The sequence below is a fragment of the Desulfovibrio sp. genome (genome assembly GCF_019422935.1).
GTDB lineage: Bacteria > Desulfobacterota > Desulfovibrionia > Desulfovibrionales > Desulfovibrionaceae > Desulfovibrio.
This window is the reverse complement of record NZ_JAHZCJ010000001.1, coordinates 622,981-642,132: the sequence shown is the minus strand read 5'-3', so window position 1 is coordinate 642,132 and position 19,152 is coordinate 622,981. Positions and strand designations below refer to the sequence as shown.

General features: G+C 54.4%; 23 protein-coding genes. 22 read left to right on the top strand and 1 reads right to left on the bottom strand.

Annotated features, from left to right (window positions below; genetic code table 11):
- Nucleotides 1–13: 13 nt before the first annotated feature.
- Both QZ383_RS02710 and QZ383_RS02705 read left to right on the top strand, forming a co-directional pair.
- A complete protein-coding gene (locus QZ383_RS02710) occupies nucleotides 14–670 on the top strand; it encodes a hypothetical protein (protein WP_291442798.1) in 657 nt (218 codons plus the stop codon).
- Between the two features lie 2 nt (nucleotides 671–672).
- Complete coding sequence (locus tag QZ383_RS02705; RefSeq protein ID WP_291442796.1) at nucleotides 673–879, top strand: MerR family transcriptional regulator; 207 nt, start codon at nucleotides 673–675, stop codon at nucleotides 877–879.
- Between the two features lie 11 nt (nucleotides 880–890).
- Here QZ383_RS02705 and QZ383_RS02700 read toward each other — a convergent pair whose 3' ends face one another.
- Nucleotides 891–1,754, bottom strand: a complete 864-nt coding sequence (locus QZ383_RS02700) for a hypothetical protein (RefSeq protein WP_291442795.1) — start codon at nucleotides 1,752–1,754, stop codon at nucleotides 891–893.
- Between the two features lie 146 nt (nucleotides 1,755–1,900).
- Between QZ383_RS02700 and QZ383_RS02695 the strand changes: the two genes are divergently transcribed.
- The 20 genes from QZ383_RS02695 (at nucleotide 1,901) to QZ383_RS02600 (ending at nucleotide 19,141) form a co-directional block, all read left to right on the top strand.
- Nucleotides 1,901–2,485: a glycosyl hydrolase 108 family protein gene (locus tag QZ383_RS02695; protein WP_291442793.1), complete on the top strand. Its 585-nt coding sequence runs from the start codon at nucleotides 1,901–1,903 to the stop codon at nucleotides 2,483–2,485.
- On the top strand, nucleotides 2,485–2,784 hold the full coding sequence (locus tag QZ383_RS02690) for a hypothetical protein (RefSeq protein WP_291442791.1): 300 nt from the start codon (nucleotides 2,485–2,487) through the stop codon (nucleotides 2,782–2,784). The genes QZ383_RS02695 and QZ383_RS02690 overlap by 1 nt, the downstream gene beginning before the upstream one ends.
- A 56-nt stretch (nucleotides 2,785–2,840) precedes the next feature.
- Nucleotides 2,841–3,062 carry a hypothetical protein gene (locus QZ383_RS02685; RefSeq protein WP_291442789.1) on the top strand — a complete coding sequence of 74 codons (222 nt, stop codon included), beginning with the start codon at nucleotides 2,841–2,843 and terminating at the stop codon, nucleotides 3,060–3,062.
- A 14-nt stretch (nucleotides 3,063–3,076) separates the two neighbouring features.
- Nucleotides 3,077–5,194 (top strand): hypothetical protein, encoded by a 2,118-nt coding sequence (locus QZ383_RS02680; protein WP_291442787.1) that lies wholly within the window; start codon nucleotides 3,077–3,079, stop codon nucleotides 5,192–5,194.
- The gene (locus tag QZ383_RS02675; RefSeq protein ID WP_291442785.1) at nucleotides 5,191–5,412 is read left to right on the top strand and encodes a hypothetical protein; all 222 of its coding nucleotides are present in this window, start codon (nucleotides 5,191–5,193) and stop codon (nucleotides 5,410–5,412) included. Before QZ383_RS02680 ends, QZ383_RS02675 begins: the two co-directional genes overlap by 4 nt.
- 10 nt (nucleotides 5,413–5,422) lie before the next feature.
- Entirely contained in the window at nucleotides 5,423–6,328 is a 906-nt protein-coding gene (locus QZ383_RS02670; protein ID WP_291442783.1) for a hypothetical protein, read from the top strand.
- Between the two features lie 21 nt (nucleotides 6,329–6,349).
- Entirely contained in the window at nucleotides 6,350–7,381 is a 1,032-nt protein-coding gene (locus tag QZ383_RS02665) for a N4-gp56 family major capsid protein (protein ID WP_291442781.1), read from the top strand.
- Between the two features lie 15 nt (nucleotides 7,382–7,396).
- A complete protein-coding gene (locus QZ383_RS02660) occupies nucleotides 7,397–7,849 on the top strand; it encodes a hypothetical protein (protein WP_291442779.1) in 453 nt (150 codons plus the stop codon).
- Complete coding sequence (locus tag QZ383_RS02655) at nucleotides 7,849–8,559, top strand: DUF6682 family protein (protein WP_291442777.1); 711 nt, start codon at nucleotides 7,849–7,851, stop codon at nucleotides 8,557–8,559. Before QZ383_RS02660 ends, QZ383_RS02655 begins: the two co-directional genes overlap by 1 nt.
- Nucleotides 8,556–9,128 carry a hypothetical protein gene (locus QZ383_RS02650; protein WP_291442775.1) on the top strand — a complete coding sequence of 191 codons (573 nt, stop codon included), beginning with the start codon at nucleotides 8,556–8,558 and terminating at the stop codon, nucleotides 9,126–9,128. The genes QZ383_RS02655 and QZ383_RS02650 overlap by 4 nt, the downstream gene beginning before the upstream one ends.
- Entirely contained in the window at nucleotides 9,125–10,678 is a 1,554-nt protein-coding gene (locus QZ383_RS02645; protein ID WP_291442774.1) for a hypothetical protein, read from the top strand. The genes QZ383_RS02650 and QZ383_RS02645 overlap by 4 nt, the downstream gene beginning before the upstream one ends.
- A gap of 46 nt (nucleotides 10,679–10,724) precedes the next feature.
- Nucleotides 10,725–12,305 carry a hypothetical protein gene (locus tag QZ383_RS02640; RefSeq protein WP_291442772.1) on the top strand — a complete coding sequence of 527 codons (1,581 nt, stop codon included), beginning with the start codon at nucleotides 10,725–10,727 and terminating at the stop codon, nucleotides 12,303–12,305.
- Between the two features lie 9 nt (nucleotides 12,306–12,314).
- A complete protein-coding gene (locus tag QZ383_RS02635; RefSeq protein WP_291442771.1) occupies nucleotides 12,315–12,641 on the top strand; it encodes a phage tail assembly chaperone in 327 nt (108 codons plus the stop codon).
- A gap of 15 nt (nucleotides 12,642–12,656) precedes the next feature.
- Nucleotides 12,657–13,058, top strand: a complete 402-nt coding sequence (locus tag QZ383_RS02630; RefSeq protein ID WP_291442770.1) for a hypothetical protein — start codon at nucleotides 12,657–12,659, stop codon at nucleotides 13,056–13,058.
- Nucleotides 13,058–14,842, top strand: coding sequence for a hypothetical protein (locus QZ383_RS02625; RefSeq protein WP_291442768.1), 1,785 nt, complete (start codon nucleotides 13,058–13,060; stop codon nucleotides 14,840–14,842). Before QZ383_RS02630 ends, QZ383_RS02625 begins: the two co-directional genes overlap by 1 nt.
- On the top strand, nucleotides 14,832–15,449 hold the full coding sequence (locus tag QZ383_RS02620; RefSeq protein WP_291442767.1) for a hypothetical protein: 618 nt from the start codon (nucleotides 14,832–14,834) through the stop codon (nucleotides 15,447–15,449). Before QZ383_RS02625 ends, QZ383_RS02620 begins: the two co-directional genes overlap by 11 nt.
- Entirely contained in the window at nucleotides 15,439–15,975 is a 537-nt protein-coding gene (locus QZ383_RS02615; RefSeq protein WP_291442766.1) for a hypothetical protein, read from the top strand. Before QZ383_RS02620 ends, QZ383_RS02615 begins: the two co-directional genes overlap by 11 nt.
- Before the next feature lie 3 nt (nucleotides 15,976–15,978).
- Nucleotides 15,979–16,644: a hypothetical protein gene (locus tag QZ383_RS02610; protein WP_291442765.1), complete on the top strand. Its 666-nt coding sequence runs from the start codon at nucleotides 15,979–15,981 to the stop codon at nucleotides 16,642–16,644.
- A gap of 455 nt (nucleotides 16,645–17,099) precedes the next feature.
- Nucleotides 17,100–17,591: a hypothetical protein gene (locus QZ383_RS02605; protein WP_291442763.1), complete on the top strand. Its 492-nt coding sequence runs from the start codon at nucleotides 17,100–17,102 to the stop codon at nucleotides 17,589–17,591.
- Between the two features lie 35 nt (nucleotides 17,592–17,626).
- Nucleotides 17,627–19,141 (top strand): hypothetical protein, encoded by a 1,515-nt coding sequence (locus tag QZ383_RS02600; protein WP_291442761.1) that lies wholly within the window; start codon nucleotides 17,627–17,629, stop codon nucleotides 19,139–19,141.
- Nucleotides 19,142–19,152: the final 11 nt, after the last annotated feature.

Here is a 19,152-nt window from a genome sequence, read left to right as displayed (position 1 = left end):
GAGGAATTGGGGTATGGCATGGCTGAAATGTCTCACAGACGTGGTCACTCGTCAGCGATACTTGTGCGATATGGAAACAGGCATTTCCTACCGCAGGACGGTTGGGAGCCTTGTTTGGCCGTGCGGGAACCGAAATGGCTGCGTTACGGTTCTGGGTGAATCACGCTCGCGTCAGAACGTCCTTGGCGGGCGCCACGACGTGCGCTTGCTGGCAGAGCAATACAGCGCCGATGTGAGCAAGCTCGTAGACTTTGTCGAGCTTTATACGATGACCTTCGTCGTGCGCTCATGGGCCACGCCGCTTTCGGATACACGCGCCTTCATGCTCGATGACAAGAACGATGAGCGGCGCAGGGCGCGCAAGCCTATGATCAGATTTGACGATCCGCAGGGGTGGCATGGCAAGGGTGAAGGGCTGATGGCATTTTACCACGCCCTGGTGCAGCGCCGGACGCTTTCAGAAAAGACTCTCTTCCTTGGCAAGGATTGCGAAGGGGCGAATGCCATCGGGAAAATGCAAGCTGAGGATATGACAGACAAGCCGACTGATTACCCGGCGGCTGCCGCACTGTATTTTGCGTTGGCCGAGATTGACCTTAACGCCATGTCAGAATGGGAAGATCGAGAATCATTGGCTGGTGCGCCTGCCGATGAAATAGGAGGATATTAGGCATGGAGACGGAAAAGATGCTGCAAATCAGCTATGTGCCAAAGATACTGCGCAACATGGCTGAAATCTGCGAGGAAATGGGCGTGGGTGAGAAGACCGTTAAAGCCTGGGTCAAACGAGGTGCGCCAATCGCTGTTGAGGGCGACAGGCGCAGGGTGAGATATAGTGCGGAGGCCGCAACGTTGCAGTGCTGGAGATATAGCATATAATTACAACATATTCAATTTTTGAGGATTGGCAGAAGAGTAATAATATGACTACCATCAAAAGTTGCGTATTGTGATGTCAGATTATTTTTATTAAAAAAATCAAAATATAAATTCTTAAAATTATTTTTTTCATCTATATAGCTAACTCTTAATTTAATCATGCCATTAAATCCGTTGTCCATATTTTTCATGTGGTCACTGACAATCCGTAGCAAGCCAAACAATAAGCAAACCCTCTGGGGGATTTTATACTCAAATACATCTCCCTTTTGCAAAATAGAGACGTATTCAGAATAAAAACTGGGCACACCATAGCCAAGATTAGGCTTAAGCAAAAAAATATATGTCGAATAAAATTTTTTATTTGAGTAAATAATTTCTTCTTTTGAAATACTCAAACCAATTTTGAAAAGACGATTCTCAAAATAATCGTTTATAATTCCGCACAAATCTTCACTAAATATGAAGTCAATTGTAATATCACGCAATGCGACGTTACCAGTATTAGTTATTTTCAAAGATAGATCTTTATTTCTCCTTGAAAAAAATTCATCTGGGTCATTTTCAAATGATAAACCGTCGAGAATAATTTCACTATTATATCTTTCAATCACTTCTTTATCTAAATCATTACTTAAATCAAGATTAATAAAATTAATGTTTGATGTATCAATTTTAAATTCACCGATATGTAGTGAATTATTATTTATAACATCATTTTGATTTTTTGTTTCAATATAATTAAAAAAACTAATTATCGCACTTAGAACATAAATTATACAGCTCGTAACGGCGCATAAACCAATAACTTTTGTCCAAAAAAAAGTTTTAAGTTCAATTAAATTATTTTTTTGCTTTAGTTCAGCTTTTTTCATAATCATAATGTCCCATATTTACTAGGTAATGCTGTAAAAAGATGTCAACCCATCCCCAGACACTACTCAGACCATCTCCAGATACTCCCCAGTCTGTCCCCCTGTAAACCCCATGCTACGCTTCCCCGCAAACAGGAGCGTAGGCCATGGCCGACAATTTCAGCATTGCACACAAGTTCACCCTCTCATGGGAAGGCGGCGAATCTGATGATGCCGCAGACCGTGGCGGTTTCACCAAGTTTGGTGTCTCCACGGCATTTCTGACGGACATTGCCTCCACTCAGGCGGGGCGTGATGTCCTTGAGCGCATGGGCGTTATCCTGCCCGTCACTCGCAATACCATTCGCAATCTGACTAAATCCTTGGCTGCCAGCCTGTTCCGTTGGCAGATGTGGGATACCCTCAAACTCGACCTCATTCCCTTGCGTCCCGCCGTCGTGCTTTACGACGCTGCCGTCAACAGCGGCCCCAAGCAGTCTGTGAAATTTGCCCAGCGTGGCTACAACGCCTGCGTTACCTACGGGCAGCCGTTGGATGCCGACGGGATTATGGGCCCGGCAACTCGCAAGGCCATGCAGCAGGCTGACACGGAAAAAATCATCATGGCCATGCTCGACCAACGTGAGCAGTTCTACCGCGATCTTGTGGCAGCCAAACCCAGCCAGGAAGTGTTCCTCAACGGCTGGCTCAATCGCGTTGCTGACCTGCGCCGTTACGTCAGGGGGCTGTGATGGGACTGATCGACAGCATACTTGGCCTTGGCGGCAAGGTTATGGACAAGGTTTGGCCTGACCGCGCTGCGTCGCGCGAGCAGCAATCTCAGATCAATCAAACAGAGGTCAGTGGTGCACCAGCCAGCTTCCTGCGCCTGTGGCGCTCCTTCCTCGGCTGGATGCTCTCTCTGCTGTTTTGCTGGGAGGTGATCGGGCGCTCTATCATCATGACGTATTGGCCTGATACCAAATTGCCACCGTCAACCCTCGAAATCGTTTCGCGCCTGCTACTCGGCATGCTTGGGCTTGGGTTCTGATTATGTCTTCCGAGGCCTTCGACCACGAGTCGCGTCTTGCTCGTATTGAGACGAAAATGGACGCCCTTCACACCCGCATCGATGAAGTGGTGGTCACACAGCTCAAGGATCAGGGGAAACGTATGCGCGACCTTGAGTCAGAAGTCCGTGACCTACGGGAAGATCGGGCTAGGGAGGAAGGCAAAAAGGCGGGGAGCAAAGCTGTACTTGTGGGCATTTTTGCTGGGGTGTCAGCCGCAAGCAGTGCTTTGGGCGCAATCATCACCAGATTCTTTTAACGAGAGCAAAGAATATGGACGCACAACAGCAGCAAGCCACGAACATTGGCTACCTCACATCTCAGCTTTTGGCTGAGTTCAGTGAGGCTCAGTCCGCTCGCACAATGGTGAACGAGCGTTGGCTTGACGATTTGCGCCAGTATCGTGGCATCTATCCTGGTGACGTGTCCAGACGGCTCAAGAAGAACAAGACCTCGCGCGCGTTCTATCGCCTGACGACGGCCAAGGTTAACACCATGACCGCCAGACTCATGGACTTGCTGTTCCCGCAGCGCACGAAGAACTGGTCTATCTCCCCTACCCCAGACCCAATGCTCCCTGATGACGTGGTAATGGAGGCTCTTAAGGACGAGATTGAACCCGTCGCGCAGCAGATCATTGCCGAAATGGTGCAGCAGCTACAGGCACAAAATGTGATCCCTGACGCTTGGGCCATGCAGAATATTCAGGCTCAGGCATACAACCAGGCTTTTGCTCAGGCAGACACAGAAGCTGCCAGGATCAGAATAGCCCAGGATCGCGCCAAGGCTATGGAAAATGTGATCGATGACCAGCTTAAAGAGTGCAACTCAAACGGCCAACGCCGTCCAAGCTGGCGGCAAAATAGCCGCACGATAGTCAAAAGCTCGTGTCTCTATGGCATGGGGGTGCTTAAAGGCCCCCTGATCGAGCGTGTCGTTACAAAACGCTTCGTTCCGACCAAGGATGCCTCTGGCAACGTTTCGTGGAAGGAGCAGGAATACTCGCAGGATTTGCGCCCATATCATGAGGCTGTGAGCATCTGGGAAATCTACCCTGACCCCGGCGCGCGCCTTCCTTCCGAGCTCAGATATGTTTGGCAGATCCACACCATGGCTGACAAGGATTTGGCCGACCTGAGAAACTTCCCAGGATTTAACGCAGAGTTGATCAAAGACCACATGGCGGCCAACGAGGACGGCGACGCGCAGCTTTCTGATTGGGAAGTGCAGGTGCGCGAGCTCAATGACGACAATATTTCCAACGGCCAGCCACTTAAAAAGCGGTTTCGCGTCTACGAACGGTGGGGTTTTCTTTCCGGCAAAGACCTCGCGTCTGCTGGTGTCGAGATTGCCGCAGAGGATATGACCAAGATTTATTCCTCCTGCATCTGGATTCTCGGCAACTCCATTATCAAGGCCTCGGTGAACCCGCTGGAAGGCGTAGATATCCCTTACCACTTCTATCCCTACCAAGACGACGATTCATCGTTTTGGCCTGAGGGTATCGCCTACCAACTGCGCACGCCGCAATCCGGCATCAATGCTGCCGTCAGGGCCATGCAAGATAATGCTGGTGCCTCTTCCGGCCCAATTTATGGAATCAACACGCAGGCTCTTGACGACACTCAATCCGTTGACGAGATGCGCGCCAATAAGCTGTTCCTGTTCGCCAAGTCTGGCATCAACCTTTCTCAGGCATTCCAGGCGGTAACAGTCCCGTCAGCGATTGAACACAACATGGCCCTGCAAAACTTCTGGCAGCAGGTTGGTGACGAGGTATCCACGCCGCGCTTCAATCAGGGCGACGGCAACATCGCGGGCGCAGGTAAGACAGCCAGCGGCCTTTCCATGCTCATGGGCGCGTCCAACATCCTGCTCAAGGATCACGTTAAGGACTTTGACGATTTCGTTGTAGCGCCATTCATACGCGCCATGTTCCGTTGGAACATGCAATGGAACCCGCGCGAGGACATCAAGGGCGATTTTGAAGTGGTTGCCTCTGGAAGCCAATCACTCATTGCCAAAGAGGTGCGCGCACAGCAGGTTCCCGCGCTGATCGGCTATCTCGGAATCCCCGCCTTTGAGCCATACCTCAAGGCCAAAGAACTGCTTGAGGTTGCCCTTGAGCAAACAGACCTGCCAGCAGAACGGCTCCTGCGCTCCGATGACGAGGCAAAGCAGTATCAGCAACAGATGATGCTCGACCAGGCCAAGGCCCAAGCTCAGGCCCAGGCATCGGCGCTTGTTGAGCAGCTTGAGCACCAAGGCCTACCCCCAGAACAAATCCAGCAGCAGTTGTTGATGCTCCTATCGAAAACCGTTCCAGCCACAATGGGCCCAGGCGGCCAGCAGCCAGGCGCAGCAATGCCGCCGCAAGGAGCGATGCAATGAGCGCTCGAAGCTCAAAGGATGCGTCAATAAGAACGCTTCGCTCATGCAATGGGCAAGGCGTCTATACAGCAATCATTGATTTGCTGAGTTCGGTAATTGCCGAGGCCCATGAAGAGATGGAATCGGCAACTGACAATATCACCATTTGGCGCGCTCAGGGTAAGGCCACCGCTGCCAGAGACCTGATAGCCGCCATAAAACCGCGTGATGCGGAATAAGGAGGAGATCATGAGCCAGGTTAATGAAAACGATCTGCAGCAGGGAGTTGAAACCCCCGTTGACGACGAAGAGACCCAATTCGATCAGGGCTTTTCCATCGGCGAAGACGAAGCAGAAGCCAAGGGCAGTGCCGAAAAAGGCCAGGAGCAGGAAGCCAACAGCGAAGGAAATGAAGCCGCTGGTTCCCAGGAACCCGCCAAGGCTGATGAAGGCAAGCAGACCAATGTTCAGAATGAACAGCCACCGGCCGCAGAACAGCCCCAACAGCCGCAACCGCAGATGGAACAGCCGCGCGAAAGCGCACCGGCAGAACCTGAGCCGCCGAAAAAAATTGAAGTCCCTGAAAACCTCACTGAGGAATTTGCGACCCTCAAAAAGCTGAACCCGGCCGCAGCAGAGCTTGCGCTTGAGGACTCGCCAGAAGGCGAACGGCTCAGGAGCCGAATGGAAGAATACGGGGCCGAGATGGCCCTTGATCGCGCTGAAGTCGTTCTTGATAAGCGCAACCGGGATGTTGCCACGCGCAAGGCTGACTTTGAGCGCCAGCAGCAGGTGGTGCAGGAACACAATAATCGCTTCCTGTCCACGCTCAAGCAAACGCACCCTGACTATGCGGCCATGATTACTGACCCGGCCAGGCGCGACGAAGCGGTCAAAAAGCAGAACGAAATCATCGAATGGATCAACGGCAAGCCATACGCTGAAGGCGCAAGGCTTATGCAGGTTGCAAAGTCGGGGCGCGACCCGAACGAAATTTGCGCCCTGCTCACCCAATTTGAGAGCGAACGGCAGGCGAAGCCGAAGCCAGCTGATCCAACGGGAGCTCTCGCTGTGCCAGGAAGGGGTGCGCCCGCCGCGCCCGCAGGCATCGGAGATAAGGACGACTTCGATGCTGGATGGAACCTCGAAAAATAGTCCAAGAAAGCGAGTTCAGCTATGCCTATTACTACCACCGGCGACATCTCGTACCGCACTGCTGGTTACATGTCGAAAGAGCTTCTCAAGCGGGCTCAGCCCCTGCTCTGTGTAACCCGCCTTGGGCATCCCAAGCCGCTGCCCAAGAACTCCACACGAACCATCAAGTTCCGCGGCTATCAGCACATTGCCAGCCAGCCCAAAGTGTTGGTTGAAGGCGTGACCCCTGAGGCCAGCAAGCCTGAATTCAGGGATGTGTTCTGCACCGTTGAGCAGTATGGCGACTGGGTTGAATTGACTGACGTCATCAAGGACACCCACGAAGACCCCATTCTCAACGAATTCACTGACATGCTTGGCGAACAGAGCGCCATCATGTTGGAGCGCGTTACCATCGGCAAGGTGCTTGCCGGTACCAACGTCTACTACAGCGGGACCACCGGCGGCGTGATTGCGACGAAGCGCAGCAGCGTCAACAAGCCCCTGAACATCAACCTGCAGCGTAGCGTGCGCCGTGGCCTTGAACGGCAGTTGGCAAAGCCGATCACCAAGATTGTGAGCGCGTCTCCCAATTTCAACACGTCGCCTATTCCCCAGGGCTTTATCGCCGTTTGCCATACGGATTTGGACTCCGATATCCGCGACATGCCCGGCTTCATCCCTGTGGAAAAATACGCCCAGCAGCAGATCCTCCCTGGCGAAATCGGCACCGTGGAAAACATCCGCTACGTCGGCACCACGCTCCTTGAGCCGTTTGCTGACGCTGGCGCTGCGAGCGAAGCTGGCCAGAAGGCCGTTCTTTCTACGAGCGGCGCCTGCGCCGACGTCTACCCCATTCTCTTCTTCGGCCAGGACGCTTTTGGCGTCATTCCCCTGGCGCGTGAAAAGAGTGGTGCTTCTCCCATTACTCCCATGGTTCTTAACCCCGGCGTTCCCCGCAGTGGCGACCCCCTCGGTCAGCGCGGAAGCGTAAGCTGGAAGGCTTACCACGGCGCCGTCATCCTTTACGACTTCTACATGGCGCGCGTTGAAGTGGCCGCCTCCGCCCTCTAGGCAAAGGATCGAATCATGCCCAAGGACAAAGATATGACCAACACCCAGGAAGGAACCGAAACGGGTGCCGCCGACACCAGCGCAGAAGTGAAGGGCGTGGACGATGCCCCGTCTACCGATGCAACGGTTGCGCAGCGCGAACGGATGTCAACGAACCAGGTTCGCAAGGGACGCTGGGTAAGAATCGTTCTGGCAAGCGGCCAGGAAGAAGCCGAACGCGCCCCAGTGCCGATTGCCGTTAATGGCTACCAGTGCCTGCTCAAACGCGACGAGGAAGGGATTATTCCCGAATCCCTTCTGAACGTGCTTGAAGACGCAGTTGAAACGCGCCCGGTTGTCGTCGAAGAAGGCGGCTCCCGCAAAGTTACCTGGAAGAAGATCAAGCGGTTTTCGTACATGGTTGTCGGCACTTACGACACCAAGGCCGAAGCTGAAGCGGCTGCGGAAGCCGCGAAGGACAGCCAGTAATGCGCGCCGCCGAGGTATTGCGCTTGGTTTCTGGCGCGCTGCAAGACCTCGAACCGGGCCTCGAATCAAGATGGCCTTGGGAAGGTGGAGACGACGGACGTATTGGACTCCTTGATTTCCTCAACGAGTCCATGCGTGTTGTCGTCATGCAACGCCCAGACGCCTTTGCGATTACAGAGCCTATCCGGCTCGAGCCTGGTATGCGGCAACGCATGCCGAGCAAAAAGCGCAACTCGGCATCGCGCAACGCTGCAACGCTTATTGAGCTTGTGCGCAATCTTGGACAGGACGGGGACACCCCTGGACAGGCCATTGTGTCTGCGCAGCCATCCCTGCTGCTGGCATGGGCTGATGCCACACGCGCTGCGCGCAGTGTGGAAAATTTCGCCTATGACCGTCTCACTAACCCCAACATTTACTACGTCTACCCAGCCGTGTGCGAAGACGCTGACGTGTGGGTCGAAGCCACATACAGCGCGGCCCCGGAAGCCATAACCAGCCCAGAGCAGGAGATTGGTTTGCCAGAAGGCTACGCAGCGGCGCTGAAACACCATATTCTGGCGAGTATTTTGTCTGGGGATAACGAAAGCAGCAACGCCAGCAAGGCATCCCTCCACCTGCAGCTCTATGCACAGATCCTCGGGATCAAGTTGCAGGTGGATGCCGGATGGCCCAAGGCAAAATCAACCGCTCCTGCGGCAGGTGCATGATGAACAGAATGGAACAGCTTGGAGTCCTTATACCCAGGGTTCTGCCCCAAGTTCTGCCCTGCCCCCGCAGCATGGTCATAGATGCCCTGCAATACGTTGCGGGCGATTTTTGCGGCACTACTGGTGTGTGGTCGATGACCCTGCAAGAAGACGCGATCAAAGGTAATCGCCAAATACAGCTCAACCCGCCCGAGGGTGTCGTTGTTTCCAGGGTGAAAGAAATCAGCCTGGACGGGAACTATATTGATGCGTCCGAATACCGAGCAACCGCGAGTGATGTCCTTTTGGGATTTACCCCCCAGAAGGACGCAGTCGCAGTTGTTCAATGCGCTGTGCGCCCTTCAAGGAATGCTGAATCCCTGCCGGAAGAAATTCTTGAAGAATGGGGGGACACAATCGCCTATGGGGCACTGGCAAAGGTTAAGGCCATGAGCGGCGCTCAGATTGAATGGACTGACGCTCAGGGCGCAAGTCTTGCGCTTCAGCTCTACAGCGAAGGCTGCGGGCGCGCGAGAGCAAAAACGATACGTCTCAAGCACGGTGAAAGCCTGTTTGTGGGGGAAATATGAGCGCCTTGCCCACCGTAAAAATTACGGCACGTTTTCTTGACCAGCATGGCGATCCTGTAAGCAACGCCACTGTGACCATGCGCCTGACAACGACGGAACGCTATGCCGGATACATTGTGCCCCGAGAGGCGCGGGCCGTGACCGATGCAATGGGTGTTGCCGTACTTTCAGCCTGGCCCAACGAACTGGGAACCGAGAGCAGCGAATACACTGTGTCGGTGGCATTCCCAGATCAAAAGCTGCGGTCAATCCGCGGGACGGCGGTTGTGCCAAACGCAGATTGCAACCTGCAAGACATTATGGAGCTGCCCGCTTACGAGCCGCGCACGGCTGGGCAAGCCGTAAGCACCGAGGTAGCGGCATGGTCTGCTCAGGCCGCAGCTTCAGCTAAGGCGGCAGATAGCCATAAGGACGCAGCGGCGGCAGTAGAGACACGGCTTAACGCTGCTGCCACTTCATCGGAAGCGGCCAAAGCTGCTGCGCAGCAATCTGCCAAGCTTGCCCAGGACGCAGAAGGTCGCGCAAGTGCCGCTGCGGCCAGCGCCCAGCAGACAGCAGCAGTCTTCAAAACTACGGTGTTAGCTGAAACCTCGAATTCGGTTTCAAACCTCACGGCTCAAGCCACGGCGTCAATCTCAGCGGAAGCTGCACAAGGGGTGACCGACATCAAGGCCTCCGCTGGATCTGCGAAAACAGATGCCGTGACTGCCATAAACAAATCTCAGTATGACTCTATTGCAGCAGTACAGACGGCTGGCAGGAAGGCTCAGTCTGACCTTTCAGCCTTTGTGGTGCTGTCGAAAGAGGAATTTGCCGAAGATGGTGAGCTCTTCCGCGCGGACTTTGAAGCACTCACAGAGCGAGCAGAATCTGCGGCTGGCAAGGCCGGATGCTCGTCAGCGTCAGCTGCAAAGTCTTCCACAGAAGCAATCAATAGCGCTGCCCGTGCAGAAGCAGCGGCCCAAGGCCTTGAGCGTGTGCGGGATGAAACATTCCAGGCAGCAGAAAGAGCCCGCAATGCGGCTGACGGCGTTGCAAGGAATGCAAAGCAGGCCAACGATGCAAGTGCCGTAGCCTCTAGATCTGCGACACAAGCCAGCGCATCTGCTGACGCGGCATATGTGAGCGAAACAAACGCCGCTAAGAGCGCGCAAACGGCTCAAGCGGTCCTTTCCGCAACATCTGTCCAGGCCGCCAGGGTTGAATTAATCACGACAAACGTTGACGCAGCTTTGGTTCAGGCCGCTGCCAGAGTTGTTTCTGAAACGATTGTGAACGAGGCAACCACAATTGCCACAGCAGAAGCAAAAGCGGCTGCCCAAATCGCAGCAGATAATGCAAGCGCTTCTAGCGCTGCAGCTACCACCGCGCAAACAAGTGCTGCATTTGCCACAGAATCGGCCAACGTGGCTGCCTCCTTCGCAGTGAAAATGGAACATGACTACAACATTGAATCTGCCTTGGTGAGGCTTTCTGGTCAAATGATCACTCTTTCTGACCAGGTAACGATCCAGAAATTAAACAGCATCATGCCCAGTGTGACCCCCTAAGCCGCACGAGACGTCGTGCTGAATTATAGAAAATTAGGAGCCTACAATGGCTGATACCCCCACAAACGCAGAACTTGCTGCCGAAGTAGTTGGCGCAGTTGCAGCGGTTCGAGGTGCTCAAGGCACTGTTGAGCAAGCGGCCACCTTGCTCGCGAGCCACCTTGGCGACCCAAAGGCCCACGGTGCTGAAACCAAGGCGAATATCCTGGCCGCCGTTCCCAAGCCTGTATGGGATGGAAAGAACCTTGGCTTCAAGAATGACGACAATTCGCTGTCTGTTCCCGCCGTTGATCTTTCCGGCCCGATTGGGCCAAAGGGTGAACCAGGGCTTACGCCAAGCCACCAATGGGACGGAACAAAGCTCAAATTCCAAAACTCTGATGGCTCGTGGCCAGCGGCTGGGACTGAGCTGAAAAGTGATTCTACGTCTGAGGCTCAGGAAGCAGCAACCATAGCCGCTGGCGCGGCAGAACGCGCATCGTCGTCTGAATTGTCCGTCAGCGCGAACGCAGACATCGCGGCCCAAAAGGCAAGTGTGGCAAGCACTGCTGCTGACACGGCAACAGCGAAAGCACAGGAATCCGCCACCAGTGCAACTGCTGCCGCAACGAGTGCGACGGCTGCTGCAACAAGCGCTCAGAATGCTGCCAAATCAGCATCCGATGCTGCCACAAGTGCCACACTTACCGCAGCTTCGGTTGATGCCGTTACTGTTCAGGCCGGGAAGGCAAAGACACAGGCTGACAGGGCACAAACCGAAGCAGACAAAGCTTCAGCTGCATCTGCCGCCTATGGCATTCTTGCCCCACGCGTGGATGCCGTGGAGATGGTTGCCGCAGCAGCAAAGGCCGTTACGGATACAGCTACAGCAGTACCTACGGCTAATGCGCTCCCTAAAGCCGGGAGTAATAGCCGCCTTGATCCTGCGTGGGTCGGTACAATGCTGTGCAACAAGCGGCTGGTTATAACCACATCCGGGCCTGTTATTGCACCAAAAACTAGTTGGGCAAAAGTCACGCTTATCGCTGGCGCTGGTGCTGGCGGCGATAGCAACTATGAGCTTGGAGGACGGGGCGGCGGCAAGGGTGGCGACACCTCCCTTGCCGGGCATACCGCACGGGGAGGATCAGGCGGTGGTGCAGGGGCTTACGCCAACGGCGCTGGCGCTGGTGGAGAATCTGGCGAAGTTGTTGAATTTTATATTTCTATGACAGAAGGCGAGTCTCTTGGCACAGCGGTTGTAGGCGCTGGTGGGGTACACTCCGCATCTCCAAATGCAAATGGTGTCGGCATAAAGGGCGGAGCCGGTGCGGCATTCTCGGGTAATGCAGGTTGGGGGTCTTTTGGGCAAGGTGCCGCCAATGGTCAAAATGGGTCTAGCGTAAGTCAGAGCAATTTTACGGGTTATGGTGGAAACGGTGGAGTGAATGGCACACCATATGGCGGTGCTGGTGGTGGTGCAAAAGGATACTACGGTGGGCCGACATACTCTGGCGGCCCCGGAATCGGTGGCGCAAATGGATATAACGGAACCTTGTCTACGACTAATGGCGTTAATGCTGTAGGCGGCAACGGTGGCCCCGGCGCAATTATCATTGAGTATTTTGACCCTGACTTCACGGGTTAAGGTGGATATATGCCTACTTTTGTAAGTCCAGAAGGTAATTTTGAAGTTTGGACAGATCGTCCAGAAGGATATGTGACCGTTAATGAGTGGAAAGCAAAGCAACCAGCTGCACCAACTCCTACAAACGAGGAGCTTTTCTTAGTCTTACGCACAGTACGTGATGCACGCCTTAACGCAACAGATAAGTACCTTCTGGCTGACTACCCTATCAGCGAAAGTAATCTTGCGCTGATCAAGACATACCGCACCGCTCTGCGTAACTTACCCGACCAGCCCGGCGCTCCCTGGGACGGCGGCGGTGAAGCTACACCATGGCCCCAGATCCCTGTTTTCTAGCAGTGGAGAATCCTCATGAACTACTATGGCCTGCACTTTGTTGGTGACGACGGCATCCCAGTTCAAGTGCGGGTAAGCACTAGCAATCAGCAGATATGGGCACGTTCTGCTCAAAATGGCGAATGGACAGGATGGCGCAGGCTGGACGTAAAGCGCAATGCCGACGGGACACTTGCAGAAGAGGTCACAGAAGCCACTCATGCCAAGTCTGCCGATGCTGCCGGAAGGCTCAAGTTTCAGACGAAAATAACTTTTGGTGGTGATGTTTCAGGAAATGTAAGTTTTGACGGATCTGCAAACGTCGCATGTGTCTTGTCAATCCCTGCAATTGGCTCATTAAGTGGCAGAATTTCGAGTCTTGAAGAACGAATCAACAACATTGGAACCGGCAGCAACAACAATTCTGGATCAAGCTAATGGGCACAATAACCATCCCAACATTTGGCGGTGAGATTCCGCGCACAGCTCCTAGGTTGCTTGATGACACACAGGCAGCGGTGGCCGTGAATTGCCAGTTGCAGCGTGGCGCCCTTGAGGCGCTGCGCGGGCCGTTAAAGGTTGCCGGTCTGACAGCCAGTTCTAAAACGATCTTCAAGCACTCCCAGGACGGTTGGCTGTCATGGCCTGGGGCCGTTGACGTGGTCAAGTCTGCCGTGACCGATATATCTGGCGAGACACCGCTTGGGCATCTGTTTGTAACAGGCGACAGAGCATATCCAACACAGTACATGAGCGGTGGCAAAATACACCGCCTAGGAATTCCCCGCCCGGGTAAAGCCCCGTCTGTAGTGATAAGCAAAGGCGCGGTAGCCGCGACAGTCGCCTGTTACGCCTTTGGCGCAAATTCTGAATCTGAAATACCGCCGCGTTACGGGTATGAAGACACGCTTTCGACCATTAAGGAAGCCAACGTTAGCGTTGCCGTCACTGCTGAAATGGTTGAGGACACGACATCAACGGATAGCGGTATAGCCCGTTCATCTGCATATTGCTACACGCTTGTTCAATCCCTTGCAGACGGTATTTTTCAACAGGAATCTGCTCCATCGCCAGCATCAACCGTCGTAGATGTGCTGGATGGTGACGGCGTGACAGTAAGCGGATTTGAAATCCCAGAGCTTGAAGGTCTGTCCATTACCCACATCCGCATTTACCGCACTGTTTCTGGCACAACGACAAGCGAATTTCATTTTTTGGTTGAACTTCCGGTGCCCGTTATATCCTATACGGACACGACCAATGATGTGGATATTTCGACTGATATTATGGTCACAGCGACATGGGACGCGATCCCCGATGACGCGCGCGGCCTAATCAAGACGGACAACGGTATTTATGCCGCATTTCGGGGGAATGAACTACTTATCTCTGAGCCGTTCTTTGCCTACGTCTTCCCAGAGAGCTACCGCCTGACAACCGAAGACCCAATTGTGGCCCTTGGCCATGTCGACGGAACGATTGTTGTACTGACTACCGGGCGCCCATATCTGGCTATAGGGTCTGAGCCTGAAAGCCTTCAGTTCGTTCACCTGCCGATTGAGCAAAGTTGCGTGTCCGCGCGCAGCGTTGGCAGCCTGCCTGGCGGCGTCGTGTATGCAAGCCCTGACGGACTCATGTTGTTCACTAACAGCGACCAAAGCCTGCTCACGGCCCAGACCTTCACTCGCGACCAATGGCAGGCCATGCACCCTGAAACCCTTATGGGTACAGTGCATGACGGACGCTATGTCGCCTTCTTTGCTGGAACGAACCAAGGGATGCTGTTCAGCGTCGGTGCAAAGGATTTGGTGCGGGTGCTGCTTCCAGAAGATTGGAAGGTACGCGCCGTTTACCACCATTCGGAAGACGATGCCGTCTACCTGGCCGTGGACACGAAAGATGGGAGCCAAATCTACCAGTTAGAAGCTGGGGGCCCGATGTCCTACACATGGCGCTCAAAGCCTTTCTTCACTTCCTCGCTCCTGTGCATGTCCGTTGTTCGCATCGAGGGCGATTTCTCTGCTGGCGCTTTTGTTCGTGCTGCCCTCTTCGGCCCAAACGGGACCAGGCCGCGCGCTCGCATGAGAATAACGGACACCAGGGCAAAACGGTTGCCCACAGGCCGTGCTGAAAAACTATGGAGCATTGAACTCACGGGCACTGCCACTGTGTATGAGGCGCGCATTGGCGGGAGCATTGAGGGGGTTGAATATGGCAACTGATCGTGGCCTCCCGGCGATACCACGCGGCATAGACCGTTCACTCACAAACTACTTGCAATCGTTACAAACTATCGTCTTGCGCCTGTCCGGCATGGTGCGCGGTTCGGACGAGTCCAGAGCCGTCCGCGTTTCTGACGGCTCGGTATCCACGGGCACGGCCACTGCCAGCATAGGGCAAGGCTCCGTGCTCACCCCGCACATTGCCGACAATGCGATCACTTCAGTCAAAATTACTGATGGTGCTGTAACAGACACTAAAATCGCCCCCAGCGCCGTTACCAGCCGTGCTATCGCTTCTGGAGCAGTCGGGACTGATTCCATGGCTGGCAAGTGCGTGACGGCAGATAAAATTGCCGATGGCGTGTTGCCAACCATGATCACGGGAACGGCAGTGGATGGCGAGGAAGTTCATATCCATGGGCAATGGCTTTCACAGCCAGGAGTCATTCTTTCTTCTGTAAGCACTGTGCAGGCTGTGACCGGGGCTTTCGGGGCAATAGGGCTTCAAGAAATTTTGGCTGCTGACGGAACCGGAACAGGCGAATGGAAATTCACAGCCGCTGGCAATTTTGCCTGGCTGGCAATGGGGTATTCCAATGAGCAGTGATGATTTCTTCATGCAGTACATTAACTATCTCGACAGCCGAAACGAGCTTGTAGTTCGTTGTGTGTACATGCGAATGGAAGACGAAAATCTTCTTAAATCAACTCTTTACGGGATACACAACAGGAGCGTTGATGCCTTTGTGTCTCTAGTCCTCAGAAACGGCACCCTTCCCTATCTGCTTATGGACGGAAAAAGGCTCATTGGCTTCGCCTGGTATGACGCATTCGCAGCAAAATCCTGCATCGGCCATGTGGTGTTCTTCAAGGAAGCTTGGGGCCGCGCGCGCCATTTTGGAAAGCAGGTTTACAGGCAACTTCTTTCATACAGTGACGGAATGGGCTTCCTGTTTGACTGCGTAATGGGGCTGACGCCCATAAACAACCCACTTGCTTGGAGAGGCGCCGTTGCATGTGGCGCTTCAAAAATAGGCGTGATTCCAAAAGCCTTATTCGACGCAGAGAGCGGCGAAAGCATTGACGCTGTGCTCACAGTTGCCACGCGAGAAATCATTGGCGCAGAGGCATAATTCATGAAGATATACACCAGAGTAGAAATCAACATGGAAACCATGGCCGTCATGCACGAGGAATTCATCGAGTATGACGGATGGGTTTCTCAGTGCGGTGGTGGCAGTGGTGGCGGCAGTTCCACAACCAACACTGTGGACTATGCGTACAACTCCCGCATGGCCGCCCTATCCGAAGAACAGCAAAGCTGGGCGCGCGATTATTACGACATGTGGAAGACATACACAAAGCCGTATGAAATTGCCCAAGCTCAGGCCAATCTAGAAACGCTCCCACTTGAAACCAACCTCTACAAGCAGGCGCTTACCTCAGCCAATCAGCTTTTGCCCCAGCAGACGGCAGCCGCCCAGAAGTTTTTGGCGGCATCCACAACGGGCGTTGACGTTAATGAACGCATGGCTCTGGCAACTGCGGATGCGGCAAACGCATGGAAGGACACCACAGCGGCCAGCAACAGAGCGCAGGCCAGGCTCGGGGTAAACCCCAATTCGGGCAGGTATCAGGGCATTGCTGCTGCACAGCAAACCACGCAGGCCGCACAGCTTGCTGGTGCGCGGACGCAAGCCAGGGTTGGCGCAGAACAAGAAAACTATGACCGCTTGAAAAACGCAGCGTCCTACAATGCCACAGGCGGCGTGTTGCAGGGCATTAACCTGCTGAAAAGCTAATCCGTGAGGATCAACTATGCCTTTATATAGACCTGAAAATCCTTATGCGATGGGCCAAAAGGCCATGGGACAGGCAAGTGGAACCATGAGCCAGCAGACCAAAGAAGGCCCACGCACTGAAGTCGAGACGGCGCCAACATCCCCTGGAAGCCTGGCAATGGGTGGGCTCACGGTTGCTGGCGCTGGTGAACAAATGTGGAAATACGGCAACAAAGGCTATGACTTTCTAAAGGGCCTTGGTTCGCCCAGCGCCGCAGACCAGGCCGCACAGGCTGGCTCTGGCGCGGCGCCAGCAGGAGGGGCGGTTCAAGCACAGCAAGCCGCAGATATGGCCGCACCCAGCGTGCAGCTTCAGACAGGAGCACATGCAGCGGCCACGGATGCAACATCAGCAGCAACTGGGGCAACGGCGCAGGAAGGCATAACCGCAGGATCACAGCAGGCAATGCAGGGCATTGCGGGCACTCCTGCTGCTGGTTCCACAACGGCAACCGGTTCTTCTGGTGCCGCTGGGACAAGCGCTTCTGCTTCATATCCGTTTGCCTCAACGGCTGGATCGCTTGTTGGCGGTGTTGGCGGTGGGCTTGCTGGCCGTGAAATCGGGAAGGCCATCGGTGGTGACACTGGTGGGAAAATTGGCGGCATTGCTGGCAGCCTCGGCGGCAGCTATCTCGGCGGCCTCGCGGGGTCTGCGGTTAGCAGTGGTCTTGGCTCTGCTGCGGGTACTGCGTTGGGGACTGCGACAACTGCGGCTGCAACTTCCGCAGCTACGACTGCCGCAGGAGCCGGGGCAGGCGCTGCCGCTGGTGCAGTTGGAGGTGCAGCCGCAGGAACAGCCGCAGGCGCTGGAGCGGGCGCAGCAGGTGGCGCCGCTGCGGGTGCTGCTGCTGGCGCAACGGCTGGTTCTGTTGTCCCTGGCCTCGGAACTGCAATTGGTGCCGGTGTAGGCATCGTTGCCTCTTTCTTTCTGTAGGAGATCACCATGCCTCTTTATAAACCAAACAATGCTGCTGAGTTGGCTCAATCCTCAATGAGCAGTGCGACACAAGCCGCCGCTGCACAGACAAAGCAAGGAGGAGTGAAAGCAGAAAAAGACAGTAGCATCTGGGACGATCTCTACAAGGGGGCCGCCGCCGTCTCTTATGTTGGGCGAGGCCTGGACGGGCTTGTAAAAGCAGCAGACGGGGCGTGGGAGATGTACGATAAGTACAAACTCAAGGATGCCTACGATAACGTTGACAAGGCCTACAGTGAAGGCGGCATAGACGCCATACAAAGCAACCCCAATATGCAAGACTATTGGCACTCCAAGGCGTTTGGTCAGCTGATGATCGACAGAGCCAATAACGAAAAAGGCCGAGTCGAAATGATGCAGAACATGGATGCCGCTGCCGACAAGATGTACCAGGATTGGCGCGTGCAGGCCACTGGCGTTCGGCAGGCATATGGTTCGGGAGACATGCAAAAATTTATGCCGATGATGCAGCAGCTTTCAACCAACTCTCCCCTGCCCTACAAGCTTGAGCCCTCAGATGACGGCAACTTCAAGGTTCTGTTCCGTTCCGATGAAAAGGGGGGCTGGACAGATACCGGCAAGATGATGACCCCCCAAGAAGCTATGGGTGAAGTCGACAATGTGCTGCGTGGCGAGCAGTCAATGCTACGCGGAGTCGATGGTAAAACCGTTCCTGTAAACCTGGCGTTCAACAAAGCTGCCGTAAAGTCCTATTGGATGACCCAAATGGGAAACGCTGAAAACAGGATTGACCCAAAGAAGCAGATTCCCCTCTACAATGCAGAGGGTAAACCAACAGGCCTCGGCATCATACAGAATCCGCTTAACGACTACAGCGCTGGGCCACAGCTTATTGTGTTTGGGAAGGACGGCAAGCAGGTGGGGGCATTTGATGGCTATGAAGGCGCTATGCGTGCCGGATACTCCCCATTTGGGCAGCAAAAGGGAAAAGGGGCTGGGAACCGGGCAACAGGTGCAAACGGTGGGTACACCCTTTCTCAGGGCGACATCAGCATCCTACAGAAATACGCCACGTCAGAAAACGAAATGGGTGAGAAGGTTGTCGATCATGGTAAGGCCGCGTTCCTTGAACAGTTTGTGCGCGGCACGGGCTTATCACCACTCCAAGCTGTTGCCGCTTATGACGGGAATGTGAAGCGCGCCATGGAAATGGGTGCCACCAGAGGGCAGGCTGAGAGGGCCACAGAATCCATGCTCACACAACGAATCTCTGGGGTAACTCCTGGGAATTCCAAGCAACCAAACTCTGCAAAGAATCCTCCGTCTGATCCCCAAATGCCCTCCCATACTCAATCTGATCAGCCGAGCCCCAAAACGCGCGAAAGAATTGCTGGAGCAATACAAGGGCAAGAACTTCGCGGAATCGGCCTCAATGATGGAATCCCACAGAGTGCTCAAATCAGGGTTCCTGACAACATCCGCTTACAAAAGTGGCAAGTCCCAGGATTGGGCCAGCAATAACATCGAGCAAT

What these genes read in the sequence shown, in the direction of transcription:
- QZ383_RS02665 (WP_291442781.1), top strand. Translation starts at nt 6,350, where the DNA reads ATGCCTATTACTACCACCGGCGACATCTCGTACCGCACTGCTGGTTAC.
- QZ383_RS02615 (WP_291442766.1), top strand. Translation starts at nt 15,439, where the DNA reads ATGAGCAGTGATGATTTCTTCATGCAGTACATTAACTATCTCGACAGC.
- QZ383_RS02660 (WP_291442779.1), top strand. Translation starts at nt 7,397, where the DNA reads ATGCCCAAGGACAAAGATATGACCAACACCCAGGAAGGAACCGAAACG.
- QZ383_RS02705 (WP_291442796.1), top strand. Translation starts at nt 673, where the DNA reads ATGGAGACGGAAAAGATGCTGCAAATCAGCTATGTGCCAAAGATACTG.
- QZ383_RS02645 (WP_291442774.1), top strand. Translation starts at nt 9,125, where the DNA reads ATGAGCGCCTTGCCCACCGTAAAAATTACGGCACGTTTTCTTGACCAG.
- QZ383_RS02710 (WP_291442798.1), top strand. Translation starts at nt 14, where the DNA reads ATGGCATGGCTGAAATGTCTCACAGACGTGGTCACTCGTCAGCGATAC.
- QZ383_RS02610 (WP_291442765.1), top strand. Translation starts at nt 15,979, where the DNA reads ATGAAGATATACACCAGAGTAGAAATCAACATGGAAACCATGGCCGTC.
- QZ383_RS02650 (WP_291442775.1), top strand. Translation starts at nt 8,556, where the DNA reads ATGATGAACAGAATGGAACAGCTTGGAGTCCTTATACCCAGGGTTCTG.
- QZ383_RS02640 (WP_291442772.1), top strand. Translation starts at nt 10,725, where the DNA reads ATGGCTGATACCCCCACAAACGCAGAACTTGCTGCCGAAGTAGTTGGC.
- QZ383_RS02695 (WP_291442793.1), top strand. Translation starts at nt 1,901, where the DNA reads ATGGCCGACAATTTCAGCATTGCACACAAGTTCACCCTCTCATGGGAA.
- QZ383_RS02700 (WP_291442795.1), bottom strand. Translation starts at nt 1,754, where the DNA reads ATGAAAAAAGCTGAACTAAAGCAAAAAAATAATTTAATTGAACTTAAA.
- QZ383_RS02685 (WP_291442789.1), top strand. Translation starts at nt 2,841, where the DNA reads ATGGACGCCCTTCACACCCGCATCGATGAAGTGGTGGTCACACAGCTC.
- QZ383_RS02675 (WP_291442785.1), top strand. Translation starts at nt 5,191, where the DNA reads ATGAGCGCTCGAAGCTCAAAGGATGCGTCAATAAGAACGCTTCGCTCA.
- QZ383_RS02600 (WP_291442761.1), top strand. Translation starts at nt 17,627, where the DNA reads ATGCCTCTTTATAAACCAAACAATGCTGCTGAGTTGGCTCAATCCTCA.
- QZ383_RS02630 (WP_291442770.1), top strand. Translation starts at nt 12,657, where the DNA reads ATGAACTACTATGGCCTGCACTTTGTTGGTGACGACGGCATCCCAGTT.
- QZ383_RS02690 (WP_291442791.1), top strand. Translation starts at nt 2,485, where the DNA reads ATGGGACTGATCGACAGCATACTTGGCCTTGGCGGCAAGGTTATGGAC.
- QZ383_RS02655 (WP_291442777.1), top strand. Translation starts at nt 7,849, where the DNA reads ATGCGCGCCGCCGAGGTATTGCGCTTGGTTTCTGGCGCGCTGCAAGAC.
- QZ383_RS02680 (WP_291442787.1), top strand. Translation starts at nt 3,077, where the DNA reads ATGGACGCACAACAGCAGCAAGCCACGAACATTGGCTACCTCACATCT.
- QZ383_RS02635 (WP_291442771.1), top strand. Translation starts at nt 12,315, where the DNA reads ATGCCTACTTTTGTAAGTCCAGAAGGTAATTTTGAAGTTTGGACAGAT.
- QZ383_RS02620 (WP_291442767.1), top strand. Translation starts at nt 14,832, where the DNA reads ATGGCAACTGATCGTGGCCTCCCGGCGATACCACGCGGCATAGACCGT.
- QZ383_RS02625 (WP_291442768.1), top strand. Translation starts at nt 13,058, where the DNA reads ATGGGCACAATAACCATCCCAACATTTGGCGGTGAGATTCCGCGCACA.
- QZ383_RS02670 (WP_291442783.1), top strand. Translation starts at nt 5,423, where the DNA reads ATGAGCCAGGTTAATGAAAACGATCTGCAGCAGGGAGTTGAAACCCCC.